Below are 26,231 nucleotides of genomic sequence, written 5' to 3'. Positions count from 1 at the left end.
ATCCCGGGCGGCATTCGATCCCGCCGGGGGATCGGCAGCGCCGTCGATACCGCGTAGAGAACGCCTTGCCGCTGCGCCTATTCCTGACCGGGGATTCCATCGCCGCGGATCTTCCCGATGTCGACGCGACCGTCGCGGAACGGGACGCCTTCGGCCTCCAGCAACGCCCGCGCGCCTCCGTCGTGGCAGGTGGCCGGCGTGCCATCGGCATACACCACCCGCCACCACGGCACATCCTCGTCGAGCCGGGCAACCAGGCGGCCGGCCTGGCGCGGACCGACGCCCGCCAAGCGTCCGATCTCGCCGTAGCTGGCCACGGATCCGGCAGGGATCGACACCACGATTGCGCGGACAACCTCCACCGGTTCCATGCTCATTCCCCTTCGGTTGCGGGATAGGTGATCTTCCCGTCCTGCACCTGGGCAAAGGACGTCAGCTTCGCGCGCCGGGTGGTGCCGGGCGACATGATGTCCAGGACTTCGACCCCCGCAACTATCAACGCATCGGTGACCAGTCGGCGGTGGCAGCGCCACGGGACCGCTTCGCTGCACATGATTGCCGGCACCGAGCAGCTCGCGACGGCCAGGAGTTCAGCGAGCCCGGCGGCGAAAGCCTCGGTGGACATGTAATCGGCATAGTCGCGGAAGGCCTTGACCTTCCACCCATCGTTGGGGGTTTCTGTGCCGGCGGGCGTGTGCCGGCGCCCGCCCAGGTCCCTGATCCAGCGGTAGCCGATACCTGCGGGTAGCGCCCCTTCGATGGTTGCCTGGTTCCACTGAGGGAACTTCCGCGAGTTCGGAAACGAACGCACGTCCACCAGTTCGGTGACGCCGTTTGAACGCAGCATCCGGACCACTTCGTCAAACTCCCGGGTTGAATGGCCTATCGTCATCACCCGGGGAGCAGCCTGCCCCATGCCGTCCGTTCCCATCGCTGCCCCCTGTCGCCGGTCGTCCCGAAAGCGTCCTTCAAGGCAGCGTCGCATGCTGCCGGGCCTTCCGGGACAGGGGCCGGGCCGGAAAAACCCCGTCATCCGGAGGCCAGGGGACCGCAGCCCACGCCGTGTCGCGTGCCGCGGATGCCTCGTGCGGGTTCCGGGGAAAGCAGAAGGCCCGGTTCGCTTTGGCGAACCGGGCCTTCATGACTGTGCACCCCTCGGGACTTGAACCCGAAACCCATTGATTAAGAGTCAATTGCTCTGCCAATTGAGCTAGAGGTGCGGCTGTTGTTTCGCTGGGAGTTCGTGGCTCCCGCGCTCTGCAACGACATGAAACTCTACCAGCTTGACGGCCGAATGCAAACCGAAACGGTGGTTTGCGATTGACGTCACAAACAACGGCTTGAGTTGGGTCGTTGCAAGGTTCCGGATGTCGGTGGCGATGCCGCGTCACATGCGCACGCATTTATGTCCATGCAGCGTTTCATCCTTGGGCCGGCCCCGGCGGCGACCTACGCTGATGGACATGAAGCCGATACGCGTTGTGACCTTTCCCAGTTCCGAGCTGCTCGAGGCCGTGGGCCCGTTGCCCGAAGGCCTCGTGGCCGGCGTCTGGGACATCGGCGGGGAACCGGTGGGCGTGGAGCTCGAGGACATCGACGCGGCGATCTTCCCCTACATGGCGAACTTCTCGAAGCTGCAGGGAATCCGGAAGGCGAAGAACCTGACGCTGGTCCAGACCCAGACCACCGGGTACGACGGCGTCCACGAGCTGGTGGGCCCGGGCGTTGCCGTCGCCACCGCGGCCGGGGTGCATGCGGCAGCGACCGCGGAGCTGGCCGTGGGCCTGGCCATCGCCTCGCTGCGCGGCATCGGGGAGTCGGTGCGCGACCAGGCCGCCAACCGCTGGAACCCGGCCCGCTGGCCCGGACTGGCCGACCGCAAGGTCGCCATCGTGGGCGTCGGGGGAATCGGGGAGGAGATCCGCAGGCGGCTCGATCCCTTCGAGGTCGAGCTGAGCCGCTTCGGCACCCGCGCCCGCACCGACGAGCACGGCGAGATCCTGGCGGTCGGCAACCTGCTGGAGCATGCCAAGGACATCGAGGTGCTGATCCTGATCGTGCCGCACAACGCCGGAACCCACCACCTGGTGGACGCCGAGCTGCTCGCCGCCCTGCCGGACGGTGCGGTCGTCGTGAATGTCGCCCGCGGCCCCGTCGTGGACACCGACGCCCTGGTGGCCGAGCTGCAGACCGGGCGGCTGCGCTGCGCCTCCGATGTGTTCGACCCCGAGCCGCTTCCGGCGGACCATCCGATCTGGCAGCTGCCCAACGCCCTGGTGGTCCCGCACAATGGCGGGAACACCGAGGCGTTCCTGCCGCGGATGACAACGCTGCTCAGGCGCCAGCTGCGTGCCTGGGCGCAGGGGGAACCGGGGGAGAACCTGGTCCCGGCGCCGTAGCGCCTTCTCCCCGCCGGGCGGCAAGATCCCGAGAGTGAAGGCGGCAGGGGCCCTGGCCGCGGATGCCACGGTGCGGCGCGCGGCGTGCGGCGTGCGGGGTGCAGATTCCTTGACTAGTGCCCGGTGCCGCGGCCTACGGTGGAGGTGCCGGCCCCGTCAGGGACGTGCCGCAATCGCGGGTCCATGTTTGGTGCGGGCCGGCAAAGCCCTTGTTCCATCGATCGTGCCCGCTCGGGCGGGCGCCCGAGCGAAAGCGAGTCTTGGCATGAAAAGCAGCAACCCGGAACCAGTCGTCCCCGAGCCGGTGCAGGGCCCCAAGGCCAATTCGAACGCCGATCCCGACCATCCGCAGGGAACCGCCCTGACCACCAGCCAGGGCACGCCGCTGCGCGACACCGACCATTCGCTCAAGGCCGGGCCGCGCGGACCGATCCTGCTCCAGGACCACCACCTGCGGGAAAAAATCACGCACTTCGACCATGAGCGCATCCCGGAGCGGGTGGTCCACGCCCGCGGGGCCGGGGCCCACGGCACGTTCACCGGCTACGGAACCGGATCGCGCATCTGCAGCGCGGGGTTCCTCGCCGAGGGGGCCACCACCCCGGTCTTCGTGCGCTTCTCCACCGTCGCCGGGTCGCGCGGCTCCGCCGACACCGTCCGCGACACCCGTGGCTTCGCCACGAAGTTCTACACCTCCGAGGGCGTCTTCGACCTGGTCGGCAACAACATCCCGGTCTTCTTCATCCAGGACGGCATCAAGTTCCCCGACGTGGTGCACGCGGTCAAGCCGCACCCRGATTTGGAGATCCCGCAGGCGCAATCGGCCCACGACACCTTCTGGGACTTCGTCTCCGAGCACACCCAGGCCCAGGCCCACACCATGTGGAACATGTCCGACCGCGGGATCCCGCGCTCCTACCGGATGATGGAGGGATTCGGGGTGCACACCTTCAGGATGAGCGGCCCGGACGGGTCGACCTCGTTGGTGAAGTTCCACTGGAAGCCACGGCTGGGCGTGCATTCGCTGGTCTGGGAAGAAGCGATGCTGGCAAACGGCGCGGATCCCGACTTCCACCGCCGCGATTTGGCCGAGGCCATCAAGGCCGGGGCCTTCCCCGAATGGGAGCTGGGCGTGCAGGTGTTCGAGGACAACGAGGAACAGATGTTCCAAGGCATCGACCTGCTCGATCCGACCAAATTCGTGCCCGAGGAGCTGGCACCGGTGATGACAGTGGGCAAGATGGTGCTGGACCGCAACCCGTCCAACTACTTCGCGGAGACCGAGCAGGTGGCCTTCCACCCGGGGCACCTGGTGCCGGGCATCGACGTGACCAACGACCCGCTGCTGCAGGTGCGCCTCTTCTCCTACATCGACACCCAGCTCACCCGCCTCGGCGGACCGAACTTCTCACAGCTGCCCATCAACCTTCCCCATGCCCCGGTCAACGACATGCTGCGGGACGGCATGCACCAGGGCTACATCCACGAGGGGATCGCGCCCTACCACCCGAATTCGCTGGACGGGGGCTGCCCGTTCATGGCCGGAGAGGGATCCAACACGTCGCTGCCCTTCATCGACGTGCCCGAACGCGTCGCCGAATCCGTCAAGGAACGCGCCAATCCGGTGTCCTTCGACGACCACTTCTCCCAGCCGCGGATGTTTTACCGGAGCCTGTCGACGCTTGAACAGCTCCATGTCCAGCAGGCCTACGCCTTTGAGCTGGGCAAGTGCGCCAGCGAGGCGGTGCGGACCCGCCAGCTCCAGGCCCTGGCCAATATCGATGCGCAGCTCTGCGCCGCCGTGGCCCGGGAACTGGGGCTCCCCGCAGCGGAAGCGGACACCGAAGTGCAGGACGCGGAGTTGTGCCCGTCGGTCTCGCAGATCGGGAAAAGCTGGCCGGTGGACGGCCGCGTCGTGGGGATCGTGGTCGGCCACGCAACCGAGGCCGCGGTGGTCGAACGGCTGGTCGCCGAGACCAACCTGGCGGGCATGACCCCGCTGCTGGTGGCCCCCATCGGCGGCTCGCTGGCCGACGGGTCGCCGGTGGACCGGACGCTGCTCACGGCCCGGTCCATCGAGTTCGATGCATTGGTCGTTGCCGAGGCGCTGGCTCCGGCACCCGGGGCACGGGTGGACCGGGACACCAAGGCGGGTGCCGTGGTGCCTCCGGAGGCCGCCGGCCTGGATCCGCGGCTGGTGCTGCTGCTGCAGGAGGCCTACCGCCAGTCCAAGGCCATCGTGGCGGTGGGGCAGGCGGCAAAGGTGCTCGAACGGTCGGGGTTGCCCGCCTCGGACTTCGGCGTGGCCACGGCCGCAGTGGAGGAGGCGATAGCGGGGGTGGCCGAACTGCTGGCCGGACACCGCGCGTGGGCCCGGTTCGACACGTCCACTTCCTGAGGGCCATCGCCTCGGCGGCGGAGAGCCATTGCAGAGGGCCGGCACCGGAGCGATTCCGGGGCCGGCCCTCTGCATGGGTGCTGTCCTCAGGTGCCTTGCAGCGGCGCCCCGTTGCAGAACGCCGACTGCGTCCGAAGCTGTCCCTGTGCGGGGACCCCGGACCAGACGGCTACCCGCGTTCCTTCGCCCTGGTGCTTGGCGGTGCTGCGCCGCTTCGGGGAACCGGTGTAGCGGACCCGGTCCATGGGCCGGTGCGGCACCGTCGAGCGAACCAGCAAACGGTCCTGCCACAGCTCCGGCACGAGACAGGAATACTCCGGTCGTTCAAGCATGAAGATACGCATTGCCGGACAGAACGGCATAATGGCAAGACGCCGCCGTAGGACGTCTTCGAGGATGTGCAGGAGCAGGTACTCGATGACTTCTTCGGACTTGTACCGGCGCTTGAGTTGGGTGTAGTGCAACCACAACTCTTGGCCGCGCATGCTGTACTGAACGAATCCGGCCAGGTCGCCGCGCTCGTAGAGTTGGTAGCGACGCAGTTTCTGGTTGTTTTCAATGACCCGCATGCGGATCACCGCCCAATGTAGTTGCCGGGATGGCAGGCTGGAACCCCGCGACGTGCGGTCGGAGTTCGTTTTTTCCCCATTGGAGATGGGAGACGGGGGCACATGATGATGGGCCAAGGTGCAGCTTCATGGAATGCTCCATTCAAGATAACCATGGCCCGCTGCTGAACCGATTTCAGCGTATCGACAAGTCTGGAAGGCGACAAGGACTCATTGTTCCGAGTCGGCTTCCGCGGGGAAGACAACCAAAGCGCCTTGGCAAAAAGCCAAGAAAGGGGCGCGACAAGGCACGCAGTGGGTACCCTGTCCCGCCCCTTCGAAGATTCTCCGGGGGTTAGTCGAAGGAGATGAACTTGACCAAGTCGCCGACCCTGTCCTCGGGATAGTTCTTGGCGATATCCCCTTGGCTGAGCATGCCGACCAATGTGTGGCCGTCAATCACGGGCAGCCTGCGAATCTGGTGCTCTTGCATGGTCCTGATTGCTTCCTCGACGCTGTCGTCGGCCCCGATGGTGACAGGTTTCCCTTCGCCGAGCTCACCTGCCCGGGTGTTCCGCGGGTCCCCGCCCTGGGCCAGGCACTTGGTGACGATGTCGCGGTCCGAGACAACGCCCTTGAGCCGGTTGTCCTCCCCACAAATGGGCAGCGATCCGACGTCGAGTTGGAGCATCTTTCGTGCCGCTTCATCGAGGGTTTCATTCTCGCCGATGCATTCGGCCGAGCCGGTCATGATTTCGCGTGCGGTTGTCATGGTTCCTCCTGCGTGGCTTGGATTGGATTTGCCTGCCTCGGGTCCGCATTCGCCCCAGGCCTTCGGGGGTCCGGCCGGCAGGGCGGGCCGGGTTTCCTTCCCCCTGCCCGGTGGGCGGATGCAGCGCATGAATCCCGGACCGGCCCCGGAGGGATGGTTTGCTCCTCCTGCGGGGACCGGGTCCGGTCGGAAACCTCCGGCGTTTCCCACGCTACGGACGGGCCACAGCGCTGTCCAGTGATTTGCACGCCACGGCGAGAACAGGCTGGCGATGCGCCTACGGCCGGGAACCCCCGGTGCCAAACCGGGCGGCAGAGCCACCAACGATGAGGTGCCGGGATGACAAACACTGGTCTTCGGCCCCGGGCCGCGGCACAGTGGTAGAGAACCGAAGGGAGGCACCCATGGCACCGAGGAATTCCGAGGAAACGGTATCGATTGCAGGACGGGTGCTGCGGGTCAGCAATCTCAGCAAGGTTCTATACCCGGAGACGGGGACCACCAAGGGTGAGGTGCTGGACTACTACGCCCGAGTTGCGCCGGCGCTCGTTCCCCTGGCGGCCCGGCGGCCGGCGACCCGCAAACGCTGGGTCAACGGGGTCGGAACCCAGGAAAAGCCGGGCAAGGTGTTTTTCCGCAAGGATCTTGAGGACTCGGCCCCGGACTGGATCCCGCGGGGAACCATCAAGCACAAGGACCACGAGAACATCTATCCGCTGGTGGACGATGCGGCGGTGCTCACGTGGCTGGGACAGCTGGCGGCACTGGAGATCCATGTGCCCCAGTGGCGTTTCGACAGGGAGATGGCCCCGGCGAATCCCGACCGCATGGTGCTGGACCTGGACCCGGGTCCGGGCGTCGATCTGGCCCAATGCGCCGTTGTTGCGTTGCTGTGCCGCGAGGTGCTCTCCGGCATGGGACTTGAGGCCTATGCCGTGACGTCCGGCTCCAAGGGGATCCACCTGTATGCCGGCCTCGATGGAACCCATACCTCGGACCAGATCTCACAGGTTGCCCGCGAGCTGGCTCGACACCTCCAGCAGGATCATCCGGAACTGGTCGTGGCGGAGATGAAGAAGTCCTTGCGCGAGGGCAAGGTGTTCATTGACTGGAGCCAAAACAACGCGGCCAAGACCACCATCTGCCCGTATTCGCTGCGCGGACGAACGCGGCCAATGGTTGCCGCACCACGCACCTGGGCGGAGATCGGGGAGCCGGGCCTTCGCCAACTCGACTTCCACGAGGTGCTCGAACGCGTGGAAGCGGGACTCGATCCGATTTCGACGCTGGGCCGGGCGGTGCCCCCGACATCCGATCGGCTGGAGACCTACCGGTCCAAGCGGGACGCGGCATCCACTCCGGAACCAATTCCCGAACCGGCCGCATCGGCGCGTGCTTCCGGGGGCGAGGTGGGCTTTGTGATCCAGGAACACCACGCCCGGGCCCTGCACTGGGACTTCCGGCTGGAGCACGACGGCGTCCTGGTTTCCTGGGCGGTACCCAAGGGCCCGCCCCTTCAGAGCGGTGTCAGCCGCCTGGCGGTGATGACCGAAGACCACCCGCTGGACTACGGAGAATTCGAGGGGACGATCCCCGCTGGCCAATACGGTGCCGGGACCGTGGAGATCTGGGACAGCGGTTCCTGCCGGATCGAGAAGTGGAACGAGGGCGCAGAGGTCATCGCCGAGCTGCGGGGGAGACCGGACGGAGGGCTCGGCGGAGTGGCCCGACGCTATGCGCTGATCCATGCCCCGCGCATGGGCAACGAGAAGAACTGGCTGCTGCAACTCATGAAGGAGCAACCCCGCGAGAACGGCACCGGCCACGACGCAGATGCAGGCCGTGGAACGACCAGGCACGCCGAGAAATCGCCCAGCGCAGCCAAATCTTCCTCGCAGTCCCCGGAGCGCGCGAAACAGGACCTGCCGCGCGCCATGTTGGCCACCGCCGGAAAACCCGGTGAGCTCGATGAAGACGAGGCCTGGGCCTACGAAATGAAGTGGGACGGGTACCGGACCGTGGCCGGCGTCGCGGACCGGCAGGCCACTTTGCACAGCCGAAACGGCAACGATCTGACCGCCCAGTACCCGGAGCTGCAGGAGCTTGCCGACCGGGCTCCGGAGGGTGCGGTCCTGGACGGGGAGATCGTGGCATTGGACAGCAACGGCCGACCGGATTTCGGCCTGCTGCAGACCAGGAGCGAAGCCGGAAAGAAGAACGGTGGAGGTGCCAAGGCACCCATGGCCGAGGTGCACCTGATGCTGTTCGACGCGCTTCGGCTGCCGGCCATGGATGGGAAGCGGGGCAAGGCCGGGGACCGCCCAGGCACGGTGGAGGATTTGATGTCCCAGCCCTACGTCGAGCGGCGGCGACGGCTGGCCGAACAGGTCGCCGAAGGCAAACACATCCATGTACCCCCTGTCCACGATGGAACGTTGGAAGAGGCAATGGAATCCAGTGCCGAGTTGGGCCTGGAAGGCGTGGTGGCCAAGCAAGCGTCCTCGACCTACCGCCCGGGCAAGCGCAGCAAAAGCTGGGTCAAGTTCAAGAACGAACTGCACCAGGAGGTGGTGGTCATTGGCTGGCGGCAGGGCAACGGCGCACGCAGCGACACCCTTGGCTCGTTGCTGCTGGCGGTGAATGAAGATGGTGCGTTGCACTATGCCGGGCGAGTGGGAACCGGGTTTTCCGCCGACGAACTGCGTCGAATCCGTAGTGAACTCGAGCCACACCGGCGCAACACCCCTGCTGCCAAGGATGTGCCCGGCATCGACCGCGCCGATGCCATCTGGGTCTCACCCAAGTTGGTCGGCGAGGTCCGGTACACCGAACGCACCCGGGACAAGAGGTTGCGCCACCCGGTGTGGCGCGGGTGGCGCATGGACAAGGAACCAGCAGCGGTGCGATGGGAAGCTTGAACCGGTGGCTGCGGAGCCCTTGAAATTGGTTGCGGCAGTGTCCTCGATGAAGTAGGACTGGCCCAGGAAGAACTTTCGTGGCCTCGGGCAGGACGGCGGGCGTACTGGCCGCGACGACGAGGTCCCGGTGCGGGTTTCCCGCAGAGCCGTATTGGTTTGACCATGGCCTTGAACCCGCCAGGAACGATGGAGGTACTGAGCCGCAACCAACCGGTGAACCGACCAGCGTCGCGGCGACGGCCGCCACGGGCGCGCTGAAGACTCATCGCTCCTGCAAACAACGGCGATTGGCTCCGACGTGTGTTCGTCCGTCCCGAGTTGGCCCGGGACACGGCAGACTCAGCGGTGCGATGGGTGTGGCCTAGAACTGTTTTCGGGCGACGCGGCTCCTTCCGGTTCGGTCACGTCGTCGAGCCCGGGCGTCGGGCCGGAGGAACCCTGCAGGTTCTTGGGGTTCGCGTCCGTCATGCGGCCTCCCGCGCGGAACCCATGCGTGTTCGCCCGGGCTTGGATGGGCACGAAGAATCCGTGGTGCCGCAGCAGCCCGGCGGCGCTGGTCGGTTCGTCGCTGCGAACCAGGGGTTCCTAGAGCTCCGCACAATCCCGGCAGATCATCACGCCGTCCACGACCTTGGCAACCTGGCTTCGGTGTCGAACGGCAAAACATTCCCCGCACACGAACTCATCCGAGGCCTGGGGAACGACCTCCACCACGAGCTCGTCGAGCACGATTGCGCCCGGGGGCTCAGTTCCTTCGGAAAGGTCCGCTTCCTCCAACTCGGCCTGGACCCTCTTGGCATCGGGCGCATCCATTTGCCTGACGGCTTTCAAGGTGCGCTCGGACGCCTCGGCCACATCGGGGCGGCTTTCGTCGTAGTCCTGGCTCATGATCGATCCTCTTCGCTTTTCCGGGTTGGCCGAAATGCCAGACGCCGCCGGACGGTGGAACAAGCACGGGTACCGGACCAGGCCACTGCATCGCGCCGTCCTGAAACGGCTTCTGCGGCAATGATTGTCCGCTCAACTGCGGCAGGCATGACGTTGTGCACGGGGATCCCCTTGCCGACGGAGCACGGCATGTCTTGCCGGACCTCAGGAAATGAGTGTCTGTGTCCGTTCGGCGGCATCGAAGACGGTGTCCCGAAGGTTTTCATTGGCTTGGAAGGCCCTTCGTTGGCGATCGGCACCCGTTCCGGTGCGCTTGATCCTCTGGATCGCTTCCAGGACGTAGCGGAGGTCGCCATATTCCTCCAGGACCGGGCGTGTGTGGCTCAACAAGGCCGCAAGGGCTGCATCCACGGGGCAGAGGCGATTTTCGAGCGGGTGGAGCAGCGATCCCTGCAGACCGAGGCGGCTCGCCCTCCAGGAGGCCAGCCGCAGCACCTCGGTGGGGCAGGGCAGCGGAGGTTTGCCGCTCTGCCATTCCCTGCTGGCGCTTTCCACCAAGGCCCGGACCAGGGCGGCGATGGCAGCCCCGTCGCCGGCCTCGAGGCAGACATCCGCGATGCGGACTTCAACGGTCGGGTGCCGGGAAGAGAGCCGGGCATCGAAGTAGACCATGCCCTCGTCGAGCATCACGTCGCATTGGAGGAGGATTCCAACGATGTGCCGATATGCATCCGCCGAACCAAAAATGTCCGTGGGGCCGGCCGTCGGCCAGCGCCGCCAGGCCTGGTACCTGAAGCTTGCATATCCGCTGTCCGCCCCCTGCCAATAAGGCGAGTTGCTGCTCAACGCCAAGAGCAGGGGAAGCCACACGCGGATCCGGTCAAGCACCGCCACGGATTCCTCGTCCGACATCACCGAGACGTGGACATGGAACCCGCAGGTGAGTTGCTCCTTGAGGGTGATGCCGAACTTTCCTTCCATGGCGAGATAACGGGGCAACGGCACCAGGCTGGAGGCTGCCCGCATCGGGTATGTTCCCAGCGCCACGGCACGGCACCCGGACAAGCCCGCCAAACGGTCGGCTTCCTGCCGTCCCTTCACCATGGCTGCCAACAATGCCGACAGATCGCCGAAGGGAGCGGAGACCAATTCAACCTGTTCCTGCTTCAGTTCGTGGGCCAGCGAGGCGGCATCGACGTMTTGGGCGTCATGGCCCCCGAAATGGGTGGAGGTGCCGGAGGAACGCAGCACGTCTGCCGCCGTCGGGGCAAGCATCCCGGTGGCGGCATCGATGAGCAGCAGCTCTTCCKCGACCCCGAAGTTGCGCATGGCCCTAGTTTTCCCGAACGCGGCCGCGATGAAAACAGTTTCGCATAGGGCGGAGGGATGAATCGGTGAATTGGTCTCGGCGTCTCACCATCTCGAGATGGACGGACCGAGACCAGGAAAGACGAACACGGGACTTGGGAGTGTGCCCAACGATGCCGACAGGTCCCGTAACGGTCGTCGGATGACACCAGGCGAAACCACCGACTAGATGCCCCTTCCGTGTGGACGGTTGCCGGGGAGCGACCTCCAACTGCGTCCGGACTGGTCCACCGCCTTGGAGACTACCCGCACGGCGGTTGGCGCCAAGCACCGGAACATGATGGTCCAACACAGGCAAGGTAAATTGCGCGTCCAGCGTTCGGGGAACAGTCCAGGGTGGTGCATGGCGTGATAAACCTKATTGAGGAGTCACTTAACATCGACGGGTTTCGGCGTCGGCCCAGCGGCCATCTGCCGGGACATGCGGGGCACCCCCGGTGGCGCCGGCGTGGTGCTCATGACTACTGGTCACGCCGCCAACTTGCTACGAAAGGAACACCCTATGGCAGACAAAGAAAACGACACGTCCCATCCGAACACCCCGGCCTTGGCATGGACCACCCTGATGGAGGGAAACAAGCGGTTTGTTGAGAACATCGCTTCCCATCCCAACCAAGATGCGGTCCGTCGTACTTCCCTGACGAGCGGGCAGCATCCGTTCGTGACGATCTTTGGTTGCTCAGATTCCCGTCTGGCCGCGGAGATCATCTTTGACATGGGTCTGGGCGACGCCTTTGTGGTCCGCACCGCTGGCCACGTCATTGACAACACGGCCTTGGGATCGATCGAGTTCGGTGAGGAGTACCTGAAGGTGCCGCTCATTGTGGTGTTGGGCCATGACAGCTGCGGTGCCGTCACCGCCACCCAGGCGGCCGTGGAGACGGGCAGCATGCCGGCCGGGCATGTCCGGGGCATCGTTGAACTCATCACCCCGTCCGTGCTCGCGGCCTTGCGGGAGGACAGCGCCAGTGACATCGATTCCATGGTGACCGAGCACGTGAAGCAGACAGCCGCCCGCCTGCTGGAAGAATCCCCGATCATCGCCGCCGGCGTGTCCAGCGGAAAAACGGCTGTCGTGGGGCTGACGTACCACCTCAACGACGGCCGCGCGGAACTCGTATACGACAGCGGCCCCATCGCTGCCTGAGCCGGCCGCAGCGCCAGCCGGCATGGCGGCGGCACCTCGGACCGCCGCCATGCATCCGCAGCCACACCACCGTGAAGGTGCCAGATGTCAGTCGAGGGTGCTGTCCGGTCGGGGCGGCACCCGTCCGTAGCGGAAGCTGGTGTTGATGCATTTTCGGTGCCTCTTCGACCAGGTATCGGCAGCCGTGTGGATCGCGTTGCCGCTGGAAACCCCGTTCAGCCCTTGAGGCCGGTGGTGGCTACACCCTCTATGAAGTGCCGCTGGCCGATGAAGAACATCACGATCATCGGCAACGTGGTGATCACGCTGGCCGTGACAATCAATTCCCAGTGCCAGTTGCCGGCGAAGCCGAACTGGTCCACCATGGCCTTGAGCCCGCGGGGGACCGTGAACGTGCTCGAATCCCGCAGGTAGATCAGCGGACGCATCAGGTCCGTCCACGCCGCCTGGGCCTCAAAGAGCAGGGTGACGATCAGGGCCGGCTTGCACAGCGGCAGGGCAAAATGGCGGAAGAGCTGCCAGTCGTTGGCGCCGTCGGTGCGGGCCGCCTCGAAGATCTGTCGGGGCACCCCGAGGAAGAACTGGCGCAGCAGGAAGATGTAGAAGGCCGAGCCGAACAAGTTCCCGGCCCACAGCGGGGTGAGCGTGCCTACCTGCCCCAACGCGTTCCAGATCAGGAACGTGGGGATCAACGTGACGGCCCCGGGCAACATCATCGTGGCCAGCACCAGGAAGAACAGCGCATTGCGGCCGCGGAAGCGGTAGTAGGCAAAACCCCAAGCCACCATGGAGCTGCTCAGCGTCACCGCCACGGCCGCCAGCACGGTGACCAGCACGGTGTTGCCCATCCACAGCGCCAACGGCGCCGCGTTCCAGATTTCCACATAGTTTGCCAAGGTGGGGGTTTGCGGGAACAGCCGGTTGTCGAAGACCTCGGACTGCGGCTTGAACGATGCCGAAACAAGCCAGACCAGCGGGTAGACGAATACCGCCGTGGCCGCCAGGAGCGCAAGCCACAGCAGGAGTTTGAGCGGCGAGCGTCTCTTGGGCCGCGTCCTGCTCAACTCCGGGACGGGAACCGGCCCGGGGTCCGGCTCGACGGCAGGGACTGGCTTCAGGATCGGGGTGCTAGCCACCGTCTTCTCCTTCGTAGAAAACCAGCTTGCGTCCCACGACGTACTGGATCGCGGTGATGACCATGATGATGGCGAAGAGCAGCCAAGCCATGGCCGAGGCGAAGCCCATGTTCAGGTATTCGAACGCCTGCCGGAAGAGGTAGATGACGTAGAACAGAGCGGCATCGTTGCTGTAGGTCCCGTTTCCTGCCCCGAAGTACGCGGTGTAGGCCTCGGTGAAAGACTGCAGTGCCGCAATGGTGTTGACAATGACCAGGAAGAACAACGTGCCCGAGATCATCGGCACGGTCACGGACGTGAAGCGGCGCAACGGACCGGCACCGTCCACCAAGGCCGCGTCGTAGAGGTCCCGGGGCACGTTGTTCAACGCCGCCAGCAGGATGATGGTGGACCCGCCCAGGGTCCACAGGCTCATCAGCACAAGCCCAGGCTTGATCCAGGTGCTGTCGGTGGTCCAATCCGGCCCCGGGATACCGACGAAGCCCAGCACCGCATTGACCAGCCCGTTGTGCCCGTTGAAAAGCAGCAGCAACAAGATGCCCACGGCCACCGGGGGCGTCATGTTGGGCAAATAGAACACGGTGCGAAAGAAGCCGGTGGCACGCCTGGCCCGCATCAGCAGCATGGCCAGCAGCAGCGCGATGCCGATGTGCAGCGGCACCGACAATGCCGCATAGAACATCGTGTTGCGCAACGAGAGCAGCACCCGGGGGTCCTCCCCGAGCTGGCGGTAGTTTTCCAGTCCCACGAAGTTCGGGTCGTTGAGCACGTCGTAGTCGGTCAGCGAGAGGTACCCGCTGTAGAGGATCGGCCACAGCGTGAAGACCAGGAAGCCGAGGATCCACGGGGAGATGAACAGCAGCGCATTCCGGGTCTGGCGCCGGTTGCGCTTGCGCAGCCTATAGGTTCTTGCGGTGTCCACCGACTGCCCCGCTATCCGGCGCTGCCGTCGGCGTCGGCCTTTTCCAGCGTTGACCACGCCTTGTCCAGGGCCGCCTGGGCCTCCTTCTGGGCAGTGGCCATGGATTCGGCCGGGGAGGCCTTGGAGTTGAGCACGCGGTTGACCCCGTCCAGCCAGGCCTGCTTGAACTGGGCGTCCGCCGGGTTGGCCGGCAATGAGAACGACGCTTCGTTGGCCTCGTAGGAGGCCTGCACCGCTTCCTTCCACGGGCTTTCCAGGGCGGTGGAGGAGTCGACGTACTTGGCCTTGATTTGTTCATCGGCATTCTGGTTGGCGGTGAACAGGCCGGTGAACGGCTTCTTTTCCTTCTGGCGCGCCGTGGCCCGGGCCTCGGCTGCGGCCATCCACGAGGCGGTCTCGGAGATGGTCTTGATGTAGCGGCAGGCGGCCTGCGGATTCTTTCCGGCCGCCGGAATCGCCCAGGCGGATCCCGAGCCGAAGCTCAAGGGTTGCCCGGAGGTGGTCTTGAAGGTGTCAAAGGCCATGGGGGCCTGGGCAGAGACGTCGTTGAGGATGTTGACGTACCACTGTTCCATGGGCATGGCCCCCAGCACCCCGGTGGCGAACTGGTTGCCCTTGCCGAAGAAGTCGGCCGAATCGCGGAATGCCTTCACCGAGCCGAAGCCTCCCTGGTCGGTGTAGATGCCGACGCCGAATTCCAGGGCCGCCACGACCTTCGGGTCGTCGAGCTGGGCTTTCTTTCCGTCGGCGGAGATCATGTCCGCACCGTTGGCCTTGGCCCACAGCGGCAGGAACTCGGGCAGCTTCGAGTCGAAGCCGATGACCGAGGGCTTGGATCCCTTCTGCTGCGCCAGCTTCTTGTTGGCCTCGGTGACCTTGCTCCAGTCCGATCCGTCCACATCGGTGGTGTCCAGTCCCGCTTTTTCCAACAGCGTGCGGTTGGCCATGACGATCTGGACCTGGTTGAACTCCGGGATGCCGTAGATGTGTCCGCCGAAGGTGACCTGGTCGAGGGCGGGCTTGCGGAAGTCGTTGAGGGAGATCGCCTCCCCGGTGATGCAGGTGTCGATCGGCATGATGGCCTTGCGGGCGGCGAAGGTGCCCAGCTGGTCGCGGTTGGCATAGATCAAATCCGGGGCATCCCCTGCCGCCACCGCCGAGAGGAATTGCTGGACATCCAGCTCGCCCTCCACGGCCTTGACGGTCGCCGGGGCGATGGCCTTGCCCGCGAGGTCCGCACGGGTGCGGGCGACTTCGTCGGCGTCGGCGTTGTAGCCCATGATGTTGAGCACCCCGCTGAGCTCGGCGCCGGCCGGGAACGGATCCGGACCCTGCGGCGTGACGTTGGGCTGGGTGCCGGTGGCACAGCCGACCAGAAGCATCGAGCCGGCTGCGGCCACCGCCACGGCAGTCCTGCTGCGGCGGGCCAGCCCTGGCGCGAGGGACGGGGGGCACGAATCCTTGAAGTACATGGTTCCTCCTCATTGCCGGTCCGGTGCGGGTGCAGCGCCGGCTGGCCGGCCCTGAGGTCCGCTATGAATTGCTTCGATGGCCGAAGCGATTGGTGCATGAACCCAACGCTAAGACGGGCCACCGAGGCTGTCCATGGTTTTGCACCTCGTGCCGCAGGGGGCAGCCTGGCACGGACCGAACACGGTCCCGTGGCCGGGGTGGAGGTGCCCGGGGGGCCAGAAGGCAGGGCCAAGCCTTGGCGCTGGCCCAACGACAAGGGGCCCCGGGTCCATCGTTCCCGCGGCGGGAACGATGGACCCGGGGCCCCGGGAAATACGAGCCGGATCAGGTGCCCAGGTCGGGATCCACGGGCCGGGTGTGGGAGGCGGGGTTCGGGCCGGCCGGGCCGGGGTTCCGGCCGTGCGGTCCGACAGCCTTGCGGAGCACCACCGCCGCCGCCAGGCCGATCAGGGCCACGATGCCCAGGACTGCAAGCGTGCCCGATCCGCGGGCCCGCTTGGTCCCGATCCTGCGCTGTGCCGTGACCAGGGCCTGCTCCACGGACTTGCGGGCGCGCCGGGCGGCCTTGCGGTTTCCGGTGACGGTGGCGACCACTTCCTCGGAGGCACGGGCCAGTCCCGCGGGGTCGAGTTTGTCCACCGCGTGGCGCACCGAGTCCTCCAAATGCGCCGGATATTCCTGCTTTGCCTTCTTGGCCCATTGCCCCAGCTGGGCCCGGACGGTCTTCATCTGTTTGTCGAGCTCATGCATCATGGGCCCCTTTCTCTTCGGTTTGGCTATTTTGCGTGCCGTTCCAGGCGCCGGGAGGCGGCCCCGGCACGGCTGCGCAGCTGGATGATGCGCACCGCGGCGACGATGGCCACGACCACGGCGCCTCCCACGGCGGCCAGCAGCATCGAGATGCCCAAGGCCATCTGCCCCTGGAATCCGAGGAAGTAGATGGTGGCCTGCGCCTGGTTTTGCATCATGAAGATCACCAAGAGGATCAGCACCGCGATGCCGACGATGGTGAAGGCCCACACGACCGCGGCCCGCGTGCTGGCCTTGGCGTCCTTGGGATCCTTGGCTGGCGGGGTGCGGGCAGGCGGCCGGGGCACCGGGTCGGGTTCCGGCGTGGACGTGGGTTGTTCGACCATGGGACACCTCCAATTTCGTGTCGCGGGGAAACCGCCACAGGGGCGGTCCCAGGCGCTGGACCGGGACGTTCCGTCCGGTGTTGCCAACCTATGCGCTTCGACCACGTGGGGCAAGGCTCTGCACCCGTGCGGCTCAGGGGCCGGGCCTGCCGACGTGCGACAGGACTCCGGGGTCCAGTGCCCGCAGGTAATCGGCAAAACCGGCCTCCAGCCGGCCCCGCAGGCGCCCGGAGGTGACGGCGTGCAGCCGGGCGGTGGCCCGGATCCGCGCACCGCTGGCGCGCAGCTTGTGGACCAACAATGCGTCTTCGTGCACCGGCACCGGATCGAAGCCGCCGACAGACACGTAGGCCGAGGCCCGGACCCCGAGGTTCGCCCCGTGGACGTGCCCGTGGCCTTCGGTCCGGACATGGGACTGCTGCCACAATCCAAAGAGGTGTTCCCCCAGTTCCGCCCGGTCCGGTTCCACCGTCCCGGTGACCACGTCGACGCCGGATTCGGCCAATTCCAGCTGCCCGGTCAGCCAATGCCGCGGCACCCGGGTATCTGCGTCCGTGCAGGCGATCCAGGTATGCGCGAGCCCGCTGCGGCCCGCCGCGGATGGTCCGCCCAATGCCTGCGCCACGCCGGCGGCCCGGGTGGCTCCCACGGAACCACAATCCACGGCAAGCACCTCGACGCGGCGATCCCGGGCAACGGCGGCCTCGGCGATTGCCCCCGAGCCATCGCGGCAGCCGTCCAGGACCAGCGTGAGCCCCACCCGGAGGCCGGGACGTGCGTCGCCCACCTGGTTCATGGCTGCCTGCAGGTGCCGCAGGCAGCCGCCGAGCAACGCCTCCTCGTTGCGCACCGGCACGACGATGGCCAGCCTCCGGATCACGTCACTCATCGCCGTCGCCGGGCCTTTCGAGGACTTCCAAAATGAAGTCGGTTTCGCGATGCAGCAGCTTGGGTTCCAGGCCCAGGTCCCGGGCGGCGGCATGCACCCCGTCGCCATCCAGGGGCCATCCCTCCACCGGATGCAACCAGTGGCACAGCAGCAGCTGCCCGCCGGGGGACATGGACTGGCGGCAGCGCAGCAGCAACTGGTCCAATTCGTCGGCGGCCAGGAAGTACCCGATCTCCGAGACCACCACGAGGTCCTGGGAGGCCGGTCCGATCGCGGGCCACTGGTGCGGCAGCACCGCCCGGAGCAGGGAAACGTGGGGCTGGTCCGCCACACGCTGCGCGGCGTCCCGCAGGGCCACCTCGCTGGCGTCCAACGCCAGCAGCGACCGGGCCCGCGGTGCCAGCTCGCGGGTCAGCACCCCGATGGAACAACCCAGTTCCAGCACCGTTCCGTACCGCCGGCGCGGCAAGGACGCCAGGGTGATGGCACGCTTGCGTTCCTCGTACTCGCTGCCCAGGTAGTGCCACGGATCGGGGCGCCGGGTGTAGAGCGCGTCAAAGACCTGAACCGCCGTTCCGGAGTCCCGCAGCCCCGCCGGCGTGTACCGGTAGGTTTCGGCGGGGCGGGTGAAATGCCGCAGGAAGGGGCCATGCAGCAGGGCCGCGTCCTGCGGCGCGGCAGAGAGCGGGGCGACCTGCGAGCGGTGGGATTCCATCGCTGCGGCCTTGGCCGCCGCGGTCTGCGGATCCAGGGCCAGGGAATGCCAGCGGGTCCAGGCCGGATTGCCGTCGGGCCGTGCCCAGTGCCAGAACCAGATCGGGTATTCGAGCAGTCCCAGCCCGAGTTCCTGGGCCAGCCGCGCGGCCAGGGACCCGAGTGCATCGTGGTCCCCGTGGCCGTCGTGGCGGTAGGGCGCCACCAGGATCGCGCCCGGCCCCGGGCCGGCGGCCCGCACTGCTGCCTCCACCGCCGGGATGTCCTTGGCCAGCGCGCCGTCCGGCAGCCCGAGCAACTCGAAGGTGGCGGCCGCGCCCGCGTCGCCGGCCGGGCCCAGCGACGCGAGTGCCTCTTCGAGTTCGGCGGCCCGGATGCGGGCCAGCCGCTCCGGGGGATGGCCCGGGGATCCCGGATGCGAGGCCTCGCCTGCGGTCGCCACGATGACGTGCACCCGGGCACCGGCGGCCAGTGCCAGGCGGATCAGGCCCCCCGCTCCCAGCGTTTCGTCGTCGGGGTGCGCCGAGAGGATGAGCACCATGGGTGCGCGTCCAGGCTCGGCCTCCGCCGGAAGGGGCGGCAGTTCGCCCACGCCTGCTTCGACCCACATTGCCTCCGGGGTGCCCGGATCGGTGTGGCTGAAGTTCACCATCGGCCAGTGCCTCCGTTCGCGTCTTCGAGCAGCAGTCCGCCCAACGCCGCATCGTCGCGGGAAGAGTGGTGTTGCCTGATGTAGATGCCAAGGTCCGCGACCCTGCGCGCATGGTCCCGGTCGAAGCCGAGCGGGGCCGGGCCCAGGGCTCGGCCGGCCAGCACCAGCAGGCGTTCGCAGGTTTCGGCGATGTGGCCCCGGACGCGTTGGGCGGTTTCCCACGTCAGGGTGCCGTCATCGGCATCCCGCGCGGCTTCGCGCAGCAGGGCCGCGCCGGCGGCCAGGAGCCGGTCCGCCTCGCCCAGCCATGCACGGGCCAGCTGGTCCGGTTCACGCCCCTGCGCGGAGCGAAAGAGGGTGCGGTAGATGCCCACGGCGCCGCCGAACCAGCAGGCGGCTACGCCCGCGCCGCCGACCGCGAATCCGGGCCGGTCGAGGTACCAGTTGGTGGCGCCCACCGGGTGGGCCCGGGCACCCGAGAAATCCACCGGCTCGCTGGGAATCCTGCCCAGCCCGTGGCTCTCCCAGGAACCCGCATGCGCGGTGACCCCCGCTTGGCGCAGGTCCACGGCGAAGGCCCGTCGTCCGCCGTCGACGTGGGCCGTCACCACCGCGTGGTCGAGGGTTCCGGCCAGGGAACACCAGGGCTTGCGGCCATCGAGTGTCCACGCGGCCCCGGGTGCTTTTTGCCGTGCGGTGGCGGGTTTGTTCGGGCCGCCCTCGGCGGCAAACACACCCCAGGTGGTTCCCGGTTGCCAGCCGATGCCGGCCTGCGACAGGATGGCGGCGGCATCCAGGTGCGGTTCCACGGTCCTGGCTGCGGCAAGGTCCGCGCCGGCGAGCGTGGCGAGGAATTCCCACAGGGCGGTGGTCCGGCCCGATCCCGGGGTCGGCGGTGCCTGCCGGGAGTCGGCCAGGGCCGCAAGGATCGGTGCAGGATCCCCTTGGCAACGGCGCGAGGCCATGAGCAATTGCGTTTCCACGTCCCAACCCAGGTGGGATGAAGACCCGACCGTGGGTTTCGCTGCGGGGGAGAAGTTCACGTGCCGCACATCGGCCATTGCTTCCTATTCCCCTTCCGTGGAGGTCTCGGCGTGCGGGGTTCCGACGGGCTTGGATTCCGCGGAGCCGCGTTGCCGCAGGTAGATGGACAGGGCGACCATGCTGCCGACCGCCAGGAACTCGGACTGCCAGTTCTGGAGCGTGCGGTCCCAGAAGTCCGCGCTGAAAACGTACTGGATCCACTCGACGGGCGGCTGTCCGTGGTCGAGCTGGTCCGCGTTGTAGACCACGGTGCCGGCAACCGACTGCAGCCACCAGGACGCAAGGAACACCGTGCCCATGACCAGCAACAAGGAATTGGAATACAGCTTGAGCCGCCATCCGCCGACCTTGGCCCATTTCGGCGAGTTCGGTTTGGCGAATCGACCGACCAGTTGGCTTTCGTCGGTGCCCACGCCCTCGTCGCCGGGCATTTTGGACTCCGGGGACCCGCGCTGGATCAGCCAAATGGTGGCGAGGATGAACAGGAAGAACTGCAGGTACTCGGACTGCCAGTTTTCGGCGACGTCGACGACGAAGTTGCTCGAGGTCACGAATTCCCAGTATCCCGCCGGGGAAGACCCGTGGGCGATCTGGTTCTCGTTGTACACCCCAAGTCCCGCGAAGGACTGTCCCACCAGGGCACCGAGGAAAAGGATCGCGAAAGTGATACTGAGCATTTGGGATCGTAGTGCTTTGCGCATTGCCGTTCACCTCCCGGAGAAGCCGATGATGACCATGAATAACAATCCGACGCCTATCATTCCAAGCCACAAGCTAAATTGAGTTCTCATGAGGCGAGCGTATGACCTGTGGCGGCCCGCGTAAAGGAAAATGCGCAGGGGACGGGCGGCAGGGGAACTTTGGCCGGCTCTGCCCCGGCGCCAGCCAAGGGACGGCGGGGTGCCGAGAAAGCGCATGGAGGCGGTCTCCCGCCCGGCAACGAACCCCCGTGTAGGCAGGGGAGACGGAAAAGGGGTGCCCCGGCCGAAGCCGGGGCACCCCCATTTGTGCAGCGATCAGGCCCGCTTGCGCGTCAAAAGCCCCCAAATAACGAGAACGATCAACGCTCCGCCGATGGCCAGCAACCATGTTGACAGGTCCCAGAACTCATTGATTCCGACACCAAAGATTGCCGATCCGATCCATCCGCCGAGAACGGCGCCGACGATTCCGAGCAACAGGGTGGCAATCCAGCCGCCACCCTGTTCGCCTGGTTTGATGGCCTTTGCAATAGCGCCGGCAATCAGTCCAAGAACTATCCAACCAATGAAACCCATAACTATTCTCCGTTCGGATGAAGGTTCAGTTTCAGCATCATTTGTGGCGATGCACGTTTCGACCCTACATTGAAAAAAGTACTGATGGGTAGCCTCTTTGCAATGTTGGTATTTGGCATTCCACAATGCCAAGCCCATTCATCACCGCTCGACCCGCGGTGGAACACCACCCGAAGGCCCGCGCTGGGGCGCCCTTCGGGGACCAGCCGCCGCGCGTGCCTCGAAGGTGCCAAGAGCCGGAGGACGCTGACAAGGCCCATGGAAATGCCCCCGTTGCAAGCGGCCGCGGAGGAAGGTTTCCGCCGCCACGCGGAGTCGGCGGACCARGGGAGGGCTGCACTGTCGGCCGGGGGCCGGCGGCGTGCTGTCGAATCGTTGCGCCCTCGCGGTGGCCCGCCTAGGGTGGAGAAAGACCCGCATGGTCCGGGTCCCGCGCCAGCAAGGATCGGAGGAGTCAATGCCGGATGTCCCACAGCTTTCCGAGCATGTGGCCCTCTTGGTCGTGGACATGCAGAACGCCTTCTTCGAGGACCCTGCACTCGCCGTGCACCGCGGGCCCCTGTTGCGCCATTGCAACGTCCTGACGGCACTTGCCCGTTCCAGGGGCATGCCGATCCTGAACATCCGGACCGAGCACAGGAGGGACAAGTCCACGTGGACGTTGAACATGCTCGATGACGACCAAGGTTTCCTGTTTGAGGGCAGCGAGCAGGCCCGGAACCTGGCCGAGCTGGACGTTTCCGGAGCGGTGGAGATCATCAAGCGGCGCGACAGCGCCTTTTGGGACACCGGCCTCGTCGGGCTGCTGGCGGACCTGGGAGTCGAAGAGGTGGTCATTGCCGGTGTCGCCACCCACACCTGCATTGCCTCGACCGCCGCAGATGCCTACGCCGCGGACCTGCGCGCATGGCTGGTTTCCGATGCAATAGCCTCGGCGGACCCGGACTTCGCCAGCGCAACGCTGGGGCTGCTGCAGTCCGAATACCGGCAGAAAGTTGTCACAACCCGCGCCCTCGCGTCCGGGGGCCCGGCACAGCCCCCGGCGGAAGAAGCTGCGCCCTCCGGCGGTGGCAAGGCCGGGGAACACATCCACTGAATAGATCGGAGCAAGTGATGGAGAATGAATCCGCAAACACGGGCACCAGGCCATTCTTCAGGCGCCGCGGCGCGGTGCTGATGGTCACCGGCCTCATTCTAATGATTGTCTTCGGACTGTTCATCTGGATTGGCCGCGATCCGGGCGAGGGCTACGCCACGCCCATGTGGGTCGGCGTGTTCATCGGGCTGGGCATGGCCGGCTACGGGCTGTACCGGGCCCTGAAGGGGCCGGGCATGCTGGACTTTCCGCGCGGCGGGACCAATAGCGGGTCTGGCTGATAGCCGGATCCCTCCCGCAGCGGCGAAGCCCGCTCCGCACACCCATCGCACCCACGGAAGGAAAACGCCATGTCAATGAACACACCCGAACACGAACCACGCACCGATCCCGATTCCGAAGGAAACCCGTTGGACGGCAGGGACGGGCAGCCGGTGGAGGAGGGCTCCTCCGACGATCCGCGGACCCTTCGGAGCATGGATCCGCTGCACAACGAACAGCGCGAAGTCGACGAGCCCGCGGGACATGAAGCCCGGGCCGTAGAAGAATTGCCGGTGAGCGAGGAGGACCGTTCCACGGCGCAGGCGGACCTGGAAAGCGCAGCCGGCGCCCGTGTGGACGAACCCACGGACGTGGCCGGCCAGGAAGCCGGGGGCCTTGATGCCCTGGGGCGCCCATTGCCGGAGGATTACCCGGAGGACGAGGGGACCTAACCGCGTGAACGGCCTGGGCACAGCCTTGCGTCCGGCCTCGCAGCAACCCGAAGGAGAGAACGCATGGGCGCGAAATTCCGCGTGGGCGACCACGTGAGCTGGAATTCCGAGGCCGGGCGCGTCCGGGGGACGATCAGAAAGATCCACACCCAGGACGTCGAATACAAGGGACATTGGCATCGGTGCAGCGAGGCGGATCCCCAATACGAGATTCAATCCGACAAGACCGACCACGTGGCGATGCACAAGGGGCAGGCCCTGCGGAAGATCGCTTCGGATTGATGCCCCGGTGAAGCGCACCCGGCCAAGGGAAGCAGCTCCGGCCGAGGAGCCCCGTTTTCGGGGAGGACACGTGCTGCCGGCCCGTGGCAGGGCACTGGCGGGGCCGGTGGCGCGGTATTCGTCCACATCCACCAGCTCCCTGCGGGCCTCGGCGTCATCCCACGCGCAGACAGGCTTCCCGGCGTTCGAGAACTCATCATCCCGATCCGGCACGGCCCGCAGCCCGGCTTCCAACTCCTTGTCGGCGACACACAACAGGCCCCGGATCCCCGAGCGCAGCAGCGTCACGGTGTCTATCGTGGCAACCACGTTATGCAAGGGCGTCGAATCACAGGACGCGTTTGCGGCCCGCCGGCCCGGCGGACTTCGCCGCCTCCAGGGTGACCTCGAAGATCCGGTCCGGGAACTGGGACGCAGCCAGCCGGGACCGCATGTCCACCAGCACCGTATGCACGAATCCCGGGTAGTCGAAGGACAGGCCACCGGCGGCGTACATCCAGCGGGTGTCAAAGGTGACGCGGTCCTTCGCGACGCGTTCCTCGCAGAACGAGGCCGTGGTGCGCAGCAAGTCGCCCTGCCCCTGCGTCAGGCCCAACGCCATCGCTCACTCCTGGGCCAGGGGAATCTTCCGACGCCAAATTTCCCAAATCAGGCACGCCGGCCCGGACACGGCCACGCCATCAGACGAAAAACACCAACCTCCTCTAAATATTGAAGTCGGGATCGGCCGTGGCTTCCTCGGACGGTGTCGGCCGCGGTCCCCGGTAAGCCACCGGCTCGCTTCCGTGCGATGCCCGTCGTACCGCCACCGCAACAAGGATGCCGATGGCGGCGAGGATGCCCAGGCATGCCAAGGCCTTGACCTTCGCCCGATGCCGGGTTCCGGCCTTGCGCTTGGCATTGACCAGCGACCTCTCGATCACCTTGCGGGCGCGGCGGGCCGTCTTTCGGTTGCCTGTCACTGTGGCAATCACCTCCTCCGAGGCGTGGGCGAGCGCGGCGGGATCCAGCCGGTCCACGGCGCTGCGCACCGAATGCTCCAGCTGTTCCGGGTAGTCCTTCTTCGCCTTTTGCGCCCAGAGCGCCAAGTGGTTCTGGATGGATTTCATTTGCTTTTCGAGGTCGGTCACGTCAATTCCTTTCCTTGCGGCAGGTTGCCTTGGTTCTCGGGGACGGGCTGTCGGTCCAGGCTCTAGCGGCCGTTCTTGGCACGGGCCTTGTTGGCAGTGCGGGCGCGGGACCGCAACTGGATGATGCGCACCGCACCGACGATCGCGACCACCAAGGCACCGCCGACAGCGGCAATGAGCATGGCAACGCCGAGTGCCAACTGGCCCTGGAATCCCAGGAAATAGACGGTGACTCGATCCTGGTTCTGCACCATGAAAATTATCAAAAGAATCAGCACCAAGACGGCGACCACCGTGGATGTCCAAATGACCGCTGCGCGTGTTCCGCCTGCAGGAGCTACAGGGGCGGGGGAGGGGGCGGGCCCGGTGGAGGCCTCGGGCTCCAATGGTTCTTCGCCCATGTTCTTCCCCGTTTCTCTTGCGGTTTTTCCGCCACGATCGGGTGGTGCAAAACCTGGTGGGAACAAAGATCTATGGAACAAACCTATGCTTCCGGGGCGGACGAAACAAGGGCACACCAATGCACTGCGGCCGCTGGCGAGGCGGGCGAGGAAAGTTGCCGGCTGCGCCTTTTCGAGGGTGCGCCAGGCGTGGTCGTGGACGGCGCCCGCGCGGGATCGAGAGGGTGGTTTGACGGCGCAGGTGCCCGGCGAAGGCTCGGCAAGCGGGTGTCGGCAGGGAAAACAAATGCCCTGGCTTCCGCAATCGCGGAGGCCAAGGCATCGATCAATGGTTCGCCGGATGTTCGAAACTACTCCTGGGCTTCGACCGTGGGGTCAAGGCGGTCCATGAAGCCGTTCATGAAGTCGGCGAAGTCGGCCGCGTCGTCGTCCTGGCCCAGCAGGCCGCAGGCCGCGGCACCCTCGGCACCCGGGATGTTCAGCGACAACCGGGCCGGGACATTGAAGCGATAGACCCGGCCGGTGCTGGTGCCCACCTCGTAGCCGCCGTCGCGCACCAGTGCCACGTGGGAGACATTGGTGTTGTTCACCGACACCGCGCGCTCGGAGGGCCGCAGGTTCCTGGGATTCAGCGGGCACAAGATGAGTTCGGCGGGCTCCCGGCGGAAGCCGATCACCTTGAGTCCCGCGGAGCCGGAAGTGCCCGCCGCCGCCACCAGGTTGTAGCTGCCGAAGTTGGGGATTTGAGCATCGAAGGCCTCGTGCAAAAGTTGCTTGAGGACATCGTCACTGGATTCAACGTTGAGTGTCTCCATGCCACCCACTCTAGCCAATCGGATGTTTCGAACACATGTCTCGTATTCGCGGGGCGAAATATGTCGGGTTGCCGTCACGGGTTCGGTCTCGGTGCCTGCCAGCCCTAGAATCA

General features: G+C 66.3%; 28 protein-coding genes and 1 tRNA gene. 8 read left to right on the top strand and 21 right to left on the bottom strand.

The features are described from left to right. Positions 1–77: 77 nt before the first annotated feature. The 3 genes from BLJ79_RS20125 to BLJ79_RS20115 all read right to left on the bottom strand — a co-directional run bounded on the left by BLJ79_RS20125 (position 78) and on the right by BLJ79_RS20115 (position 1,220). On the bottom strand, positions 78–377 hold the full coding sequence (locus tag BLJ79_RS20125; protein WP_286135710.1) for an MGMT family protein: 300 nt from the start codon (positions 375–377) through the stop codon (positions 78–80). After that, positions 374–985 carry a DUF488 domain-containing protein gene (locus BLJ79_RS20120; protein ID WP_286135708.1) on the bottom strand — a complete coding sequence of 204 codons (612 nt, stop codon included), beginning with the start codon at positions 983–985 and terminating at the stop codon, positions 374–376. The genes BLJ79_RS20125 and BLJ79_RS20120 overlap by 4 nt, the downstream gene beginning before the upstream one ends. Positions 986–1,147: 162 nt before the next feature. After that, positions 1,148–1,220, bottom strand: a tRNA-Lys gene (locus BLJ79_RS20115). A 243-nt stretch (positions 1,221–1,463) separates the two neighbouring features. Here BLJ79_RS20115 and BLJ79_RS20110 point away from each other — a divergent pair. Together BLJ79_RS20110 and BLJ79_RS20105 are read left to right on the top strand one after the other, a co-directional pair. Next, the gene (locus BLJ79_RS20110) at positions 1,464–2,399 is read left to right on the top strand and encodes a 2-hydroxyacid dehydrogenase (protein ID WP_071216568.1); all 936 of its coding nucleotides are present in this window, start codon (positions 1,464–1,466) and stop codon (positions 2,397–2,399) included. A 265-nt stretch (positions 2,400–2,664) separates the two neighbouring features. Then, positions 2,665–4,797 carry a catalase gene (locus BLJ79_RS20105; protein WP_083411506.1) on the top strand — a complete coding sequence of 711 codons (2,133 nt, stop codon included), beginning with the start codon at positions 2,665–2,667 and terminating at the stop codon, positions 4,795–4,797. A gap of 86 nt (positions 4,798–4,883) precedes the next feature. On the opposite strand, the gene BLJ79_RS20100 is transcribed toward BLJ79_RS20105, so the two are convergent. Next, on the bottom strand, positions 4,884–5,366 hold the full coding sequence (locus BLJ79_RS20100; protein ID WP_071216566.1) for a GNAT family N-acetyltransferase: 483 nt from the start codon (positions 5,364–5,366) through the stop codon (positions 4,884–4,886). Between the two features lie 334 nt (positions 5,367–5,700). Then, complete coding sequence (locus BLJ79_RS20095; protein ID WP_071216565.1) at positions 5,701–6,117, bottom strand: CBS domain-containing protein; 417 nt, start codon at positions 6,115–6,117, stop codon at positions 5,701–5,703. A 404-nt stretch (positions 6,118–6,521) separates the two neighbouring features. Between BLJ79_RS20095 and BLJ79_RS20090 the strand changes: the two genes are divergently transcribed. Continuing rightward, positions 6,522–9,035, top strand: coding sequence for an ATP-dependent DNA ligase (locus BLJ79_RS20090; protein ID WP_071216564.1), 2,514 nt, complete (start codon positions 6,522–6,524; stop codon positions 9,033–9,035). Positions 9,036–9,620: 585 nt separating this feature from the next. On the opposite strand, the gene BLJ79_RS20085 is transcribed toward BLJ79_RS20090, so the two are convergent. Both BLJ79_RS20085 and BLJ79_RS20080 read right to left on the bottom strand, forming a co-directional pair. Next, positions 9,621–9,923, bottom strand: a complete 303-nt coding sequence (locus tag BLJ79_RS20085; RefSeq protein WP_071216563.1) for a DUF4193 family protein — start codon at positions 9,921–9,923, stop codon at positions 9,621–9,623. A 204-nt stretch (positions 9,924–10,127) separates the two neighbouring features. Next, the gene (locus tag BLJ79_RS20080) at positions 10,128–11,252 is read right to left on the bottom strand and encodes a glutamate--cysteine ligase (RefSeq protein ID WP_071216562.1); all 1,125 of its coding nucleotides are present in this window, start codon (positions 11,250–11,252) and stop codon (positions 10,128–10,130) included. Between the two features lie 541 nt (positions 11,253–11,793). Here BLJ79_RS20080 and BLJ79_RS20075 point away from each other — a divergent pair. Beyond that, on the top strand, positions 11,794–12,438 hold the full coding sequence (locus BLJ79_RS20075; RefSeq protein ID WP_071216560.1) for a carbonic anhydrase: 645 nt from the start codon (positions 11,794–11,796) through the stop codon (positions 12,436–12,438). Positions 12,439–12,653: 215 nt separating this feature from the next. Here the strand turns inward: BLJ79_RS20075 and BLJ79_RS20070 are convergent, their stop codons facing one another. From BLJ79_RS20070 to BLJ79_RS20025, 10 genes are all read right to left on the bottom strand, one after another. Continuing rightward, a complete protein-coding gene (locus tag BLJ79_RS20070; protein WP_083411505.1) occupies positions 12,654–13,574 on the bottom strand; it encodes a carbohydrate ABC transporter permease in 921 nt (306 codons plus the stop codon). Then, the gene (locus BLJ79_RS20065) at positions 13,567–14,496 is read right to left on the bottom strand and encodes a carbohydrate ABC transporter permease (protein ID WP_083411504.1); all 930 of its coding nucleotides are present in this window, start codon (positions 14,494–14,496) and stop codon (positions 13,567–13,569) included. The genes BLJ79_RS20070 and BLJ79_RS20065 overlap by 8 nt, the downstream gene beginning before the upstream one ends. Positions 14,497–14,507: 11 nt before the next feature. Continuing rightward, on the bottom strand, positions 14,508–15,968 hold the full coding sequence (locus BLJ79_RS20060; RefSeq protein ID WP_083411503.1) for an ABC transporter substrate-binding protein: 1,461 nt from the start codon (positions 15,966–15,968) through the stop codon (positions 14,508–14,510). 325 nt (positions 15,969–16,293) lie between these two features. Continuing rightward, positions 16,294–16,722 carry a hypothetical protein gene (locus tag BLJ79_RS20055; RefSeq protein ID WP_071216559.1) on the bottom strand — a complete coding sequence of 143 codons (429 nt, stop codon included), beginning with the start codon at positions 16,720–16,722 and terminating at the stop codon, positions 16,294–16,296. 23 nt (positions 16,723–16,745) lie between these two features. Further along, entirely contained in the window at positions 16,746–17,105 is a 360-nt protein-coding gene (locus BLJ79_RS20050; RefSeq protein ID WP_071216558.1) for a lipopolysaccharide assembly protein LapA domain-containing protein, read from the bottom strand. 133 nt (positions 17,106–17,238) lie between these two features. Beyond that, positions 17,239–17,994 carry a glycosyltransferase family 2 protein gene (locus tag BLJ79_RS20045; RefSeq protein WP_071216556.1) on the bottom strand — a complete coding sequence of 252 codons (756 nt, stop codon included), beginning with the start codon at positions 17,992–17,994 and terminating at the stop codon, positions 17,239–17,241. Continuing rightward, positions 17,987–19,360 (bottom strand): bifunctional PIG-L family deacetylase/class I SAM-dependent methyltransferase, encoded by a 1,374-nt coding sequence (locus BLJ79_RS20040; protein WP_071216555.1) that lies wholly within the window; start codon positions 19,358–19,360, stop codon positions 17,987–17,989. The genes BLJ79_RS20045 and BLJ79_RS20040 overlap by 8 nt, the downstream gene beginning before the upstream one ends. Continuing rightward, positions 19,354–20,421, bottom strand: coding sequence for an acyl-CoA dehydrogenase family protein (locus tag BLJ79_RS20035; RefSeq protein ID WP_071216554.1), 1,068 nt, complete (start codon positions 20,419–20,421; stop codon positions 19,354–19,356). Before BLJ79_RS20035 ends, BLJ79_RS20040 begins: the two co-directional genes overlap by 7 nt. Positions 20,422–20,427: 6 nt before the next feature. After that, positions 20,428–21,105, bottom strand: a complete 678-nt coding sequence (locus tag BLJ79_RS20030; protein ID WP_071216553.1) for a DUF6766 family protein — start codon at positions 21,103–21,105, stop codon at positions 20,428–20,430. Between the two features lie 315 nt (positions 21,106–21,420). Beyond that, complete coding sequence (locus BLJ79_RS20025; protein ID WP_071216551.1) at positions 21,421–21,681, bottom strand: GlsB/YeaQ/YmgE family stress response membrane protein; 261 nt, start codon at positions 21,679–21,681, stop codon at positions 21,421–21,423. Positions 21,682–22,138: 457 nt separating this feature from the next. Between BLJ79_RS20025 and BLJ79_RS20020 the strand changes: the two genes are divergently transcribed. From BLJ79_RS20020 to BLJ79_RS20005, 4 genes are all read left to right on the top strand, one after another. Then, positions 22,139–22,777 (top strand): cysteine hydrolase family protein, encoded by a 639-nt coding sequence (locus BLJ79_RS20020; protein WP_071216549.1) that lies wholly within the window; start codon positions 22,139–22,141, stop codon positions 22,775–22,777. A 17-nt stretch (positions 22,778–22,794) separates the two neighbouring features. Next, on the top strand, positions 22,795–23,058 hold the full coding sequence (locus BLJ79_RS20015; protein ID WP_071216548.1) for a hypothetical protein: 264 nt from the start codon (positions 22,795–22,797) through the stop codon (positions 23,056–23,058). Positions 23,059–23,127: 69 nt separating this feature from the next. Further along, on the top strand, positions 23,128–23,490 hold the full coding sequence (locus BLJ79_RS20010; protein ID WP_139194989.1) for a hypothetical protein: 363 nt from the start codon (positions 23,128–23,130) through the stop codon (positions 23,488–23,490). A 63-nt stretch (positions 23,491–23,553) separates the two neighbouring features. Further along, positions 23,554–23,772: a hypervirulence associated TUDOR domain-containing protein gene (locus tag BLJ79_RS20005; protein ID WP_071216546.1), complete on the top strand. Its 219-nt coding sequence runs from the start codon at positions 23,554–23,556 to the stop codon at positions 23,770–23,772. A gap of 328 nt (positions 23,773–24,100) precedes the next feature. Here BLJ79_RS20005 and BLJ79_RS20000 read toward each other — a convergent pair whose 3' ends face one another. The 4 genes from BLJ79_RS20000 to BLJ79_RS19985 all read right to left on the bottom strand — a co-directional run bounded on the left by BLJ79_RS20000 (position 24,101) and on the right by BLJ79_RS19985 (position 26,118). Next, the gene (locus BLJ79_RS20000) at positions 24,101–24,373 is read right to left on the bottom strand and encodes a hypothetical protein (protein ID WP_071216545.1); all 273 of its coding nucleotides are present in this window, start codon (positions 24,371–24,373) and stop codon (positions 24,101–24,103) included. A 103-nt stretch (positions 24,374–24,476) separates the two neighbouring features. After that, complete coding sequence (locus BLJ79_RS19995) at positions 24,477–24,902, bottom strand: hypothetical protein (protein WP_071216544.1); 426 nt, start codon at positions 24,900–24,902, stop codon at positions 24,477–24,479. A 62-nt stretch (positions 24,903–24,964) separates the two neighbouring features. Then, positions 24,965–25,303 carry a LapA family protein gene (locus BLJ79_RS19990; RefSeq protein WP_083411502.1) on the bottom strand — a complete coding sequence of 113 codons (339 nt, stop codon included), beginning with the start codon at positions 25,301–25,303 and terminating at the stop codon, positions 24,965–24,967. 350 nt (positions 25,304–25,653) lie between these two features. Further along, positions 25,654–26,118: a hypothetical protein gene (locus BLJ79_RS19985; RefSeq protein WP_071216543.1), complete on the bottom strand. Its 465-nt coding sequence runs from the start codon at positions 26,116–26,118 to the stop codon at positions 25,654–25,656. Between the last annotated feature and the right edge of the window lie 113 nt (positions 26,119–26,231).

The organism is Arthrobacter sp. UCD-GKA (genome assembly GCF_001863355.1).
Classification (GTDB): Bacteria; Actinomycetota; Actinomycetes; order Actinomycetales; family Micrococcaceae; genus Paeniglutamicibacter.
This window is presented reverse-complemented; position numbering and strand designations above follow the sequence as displayed.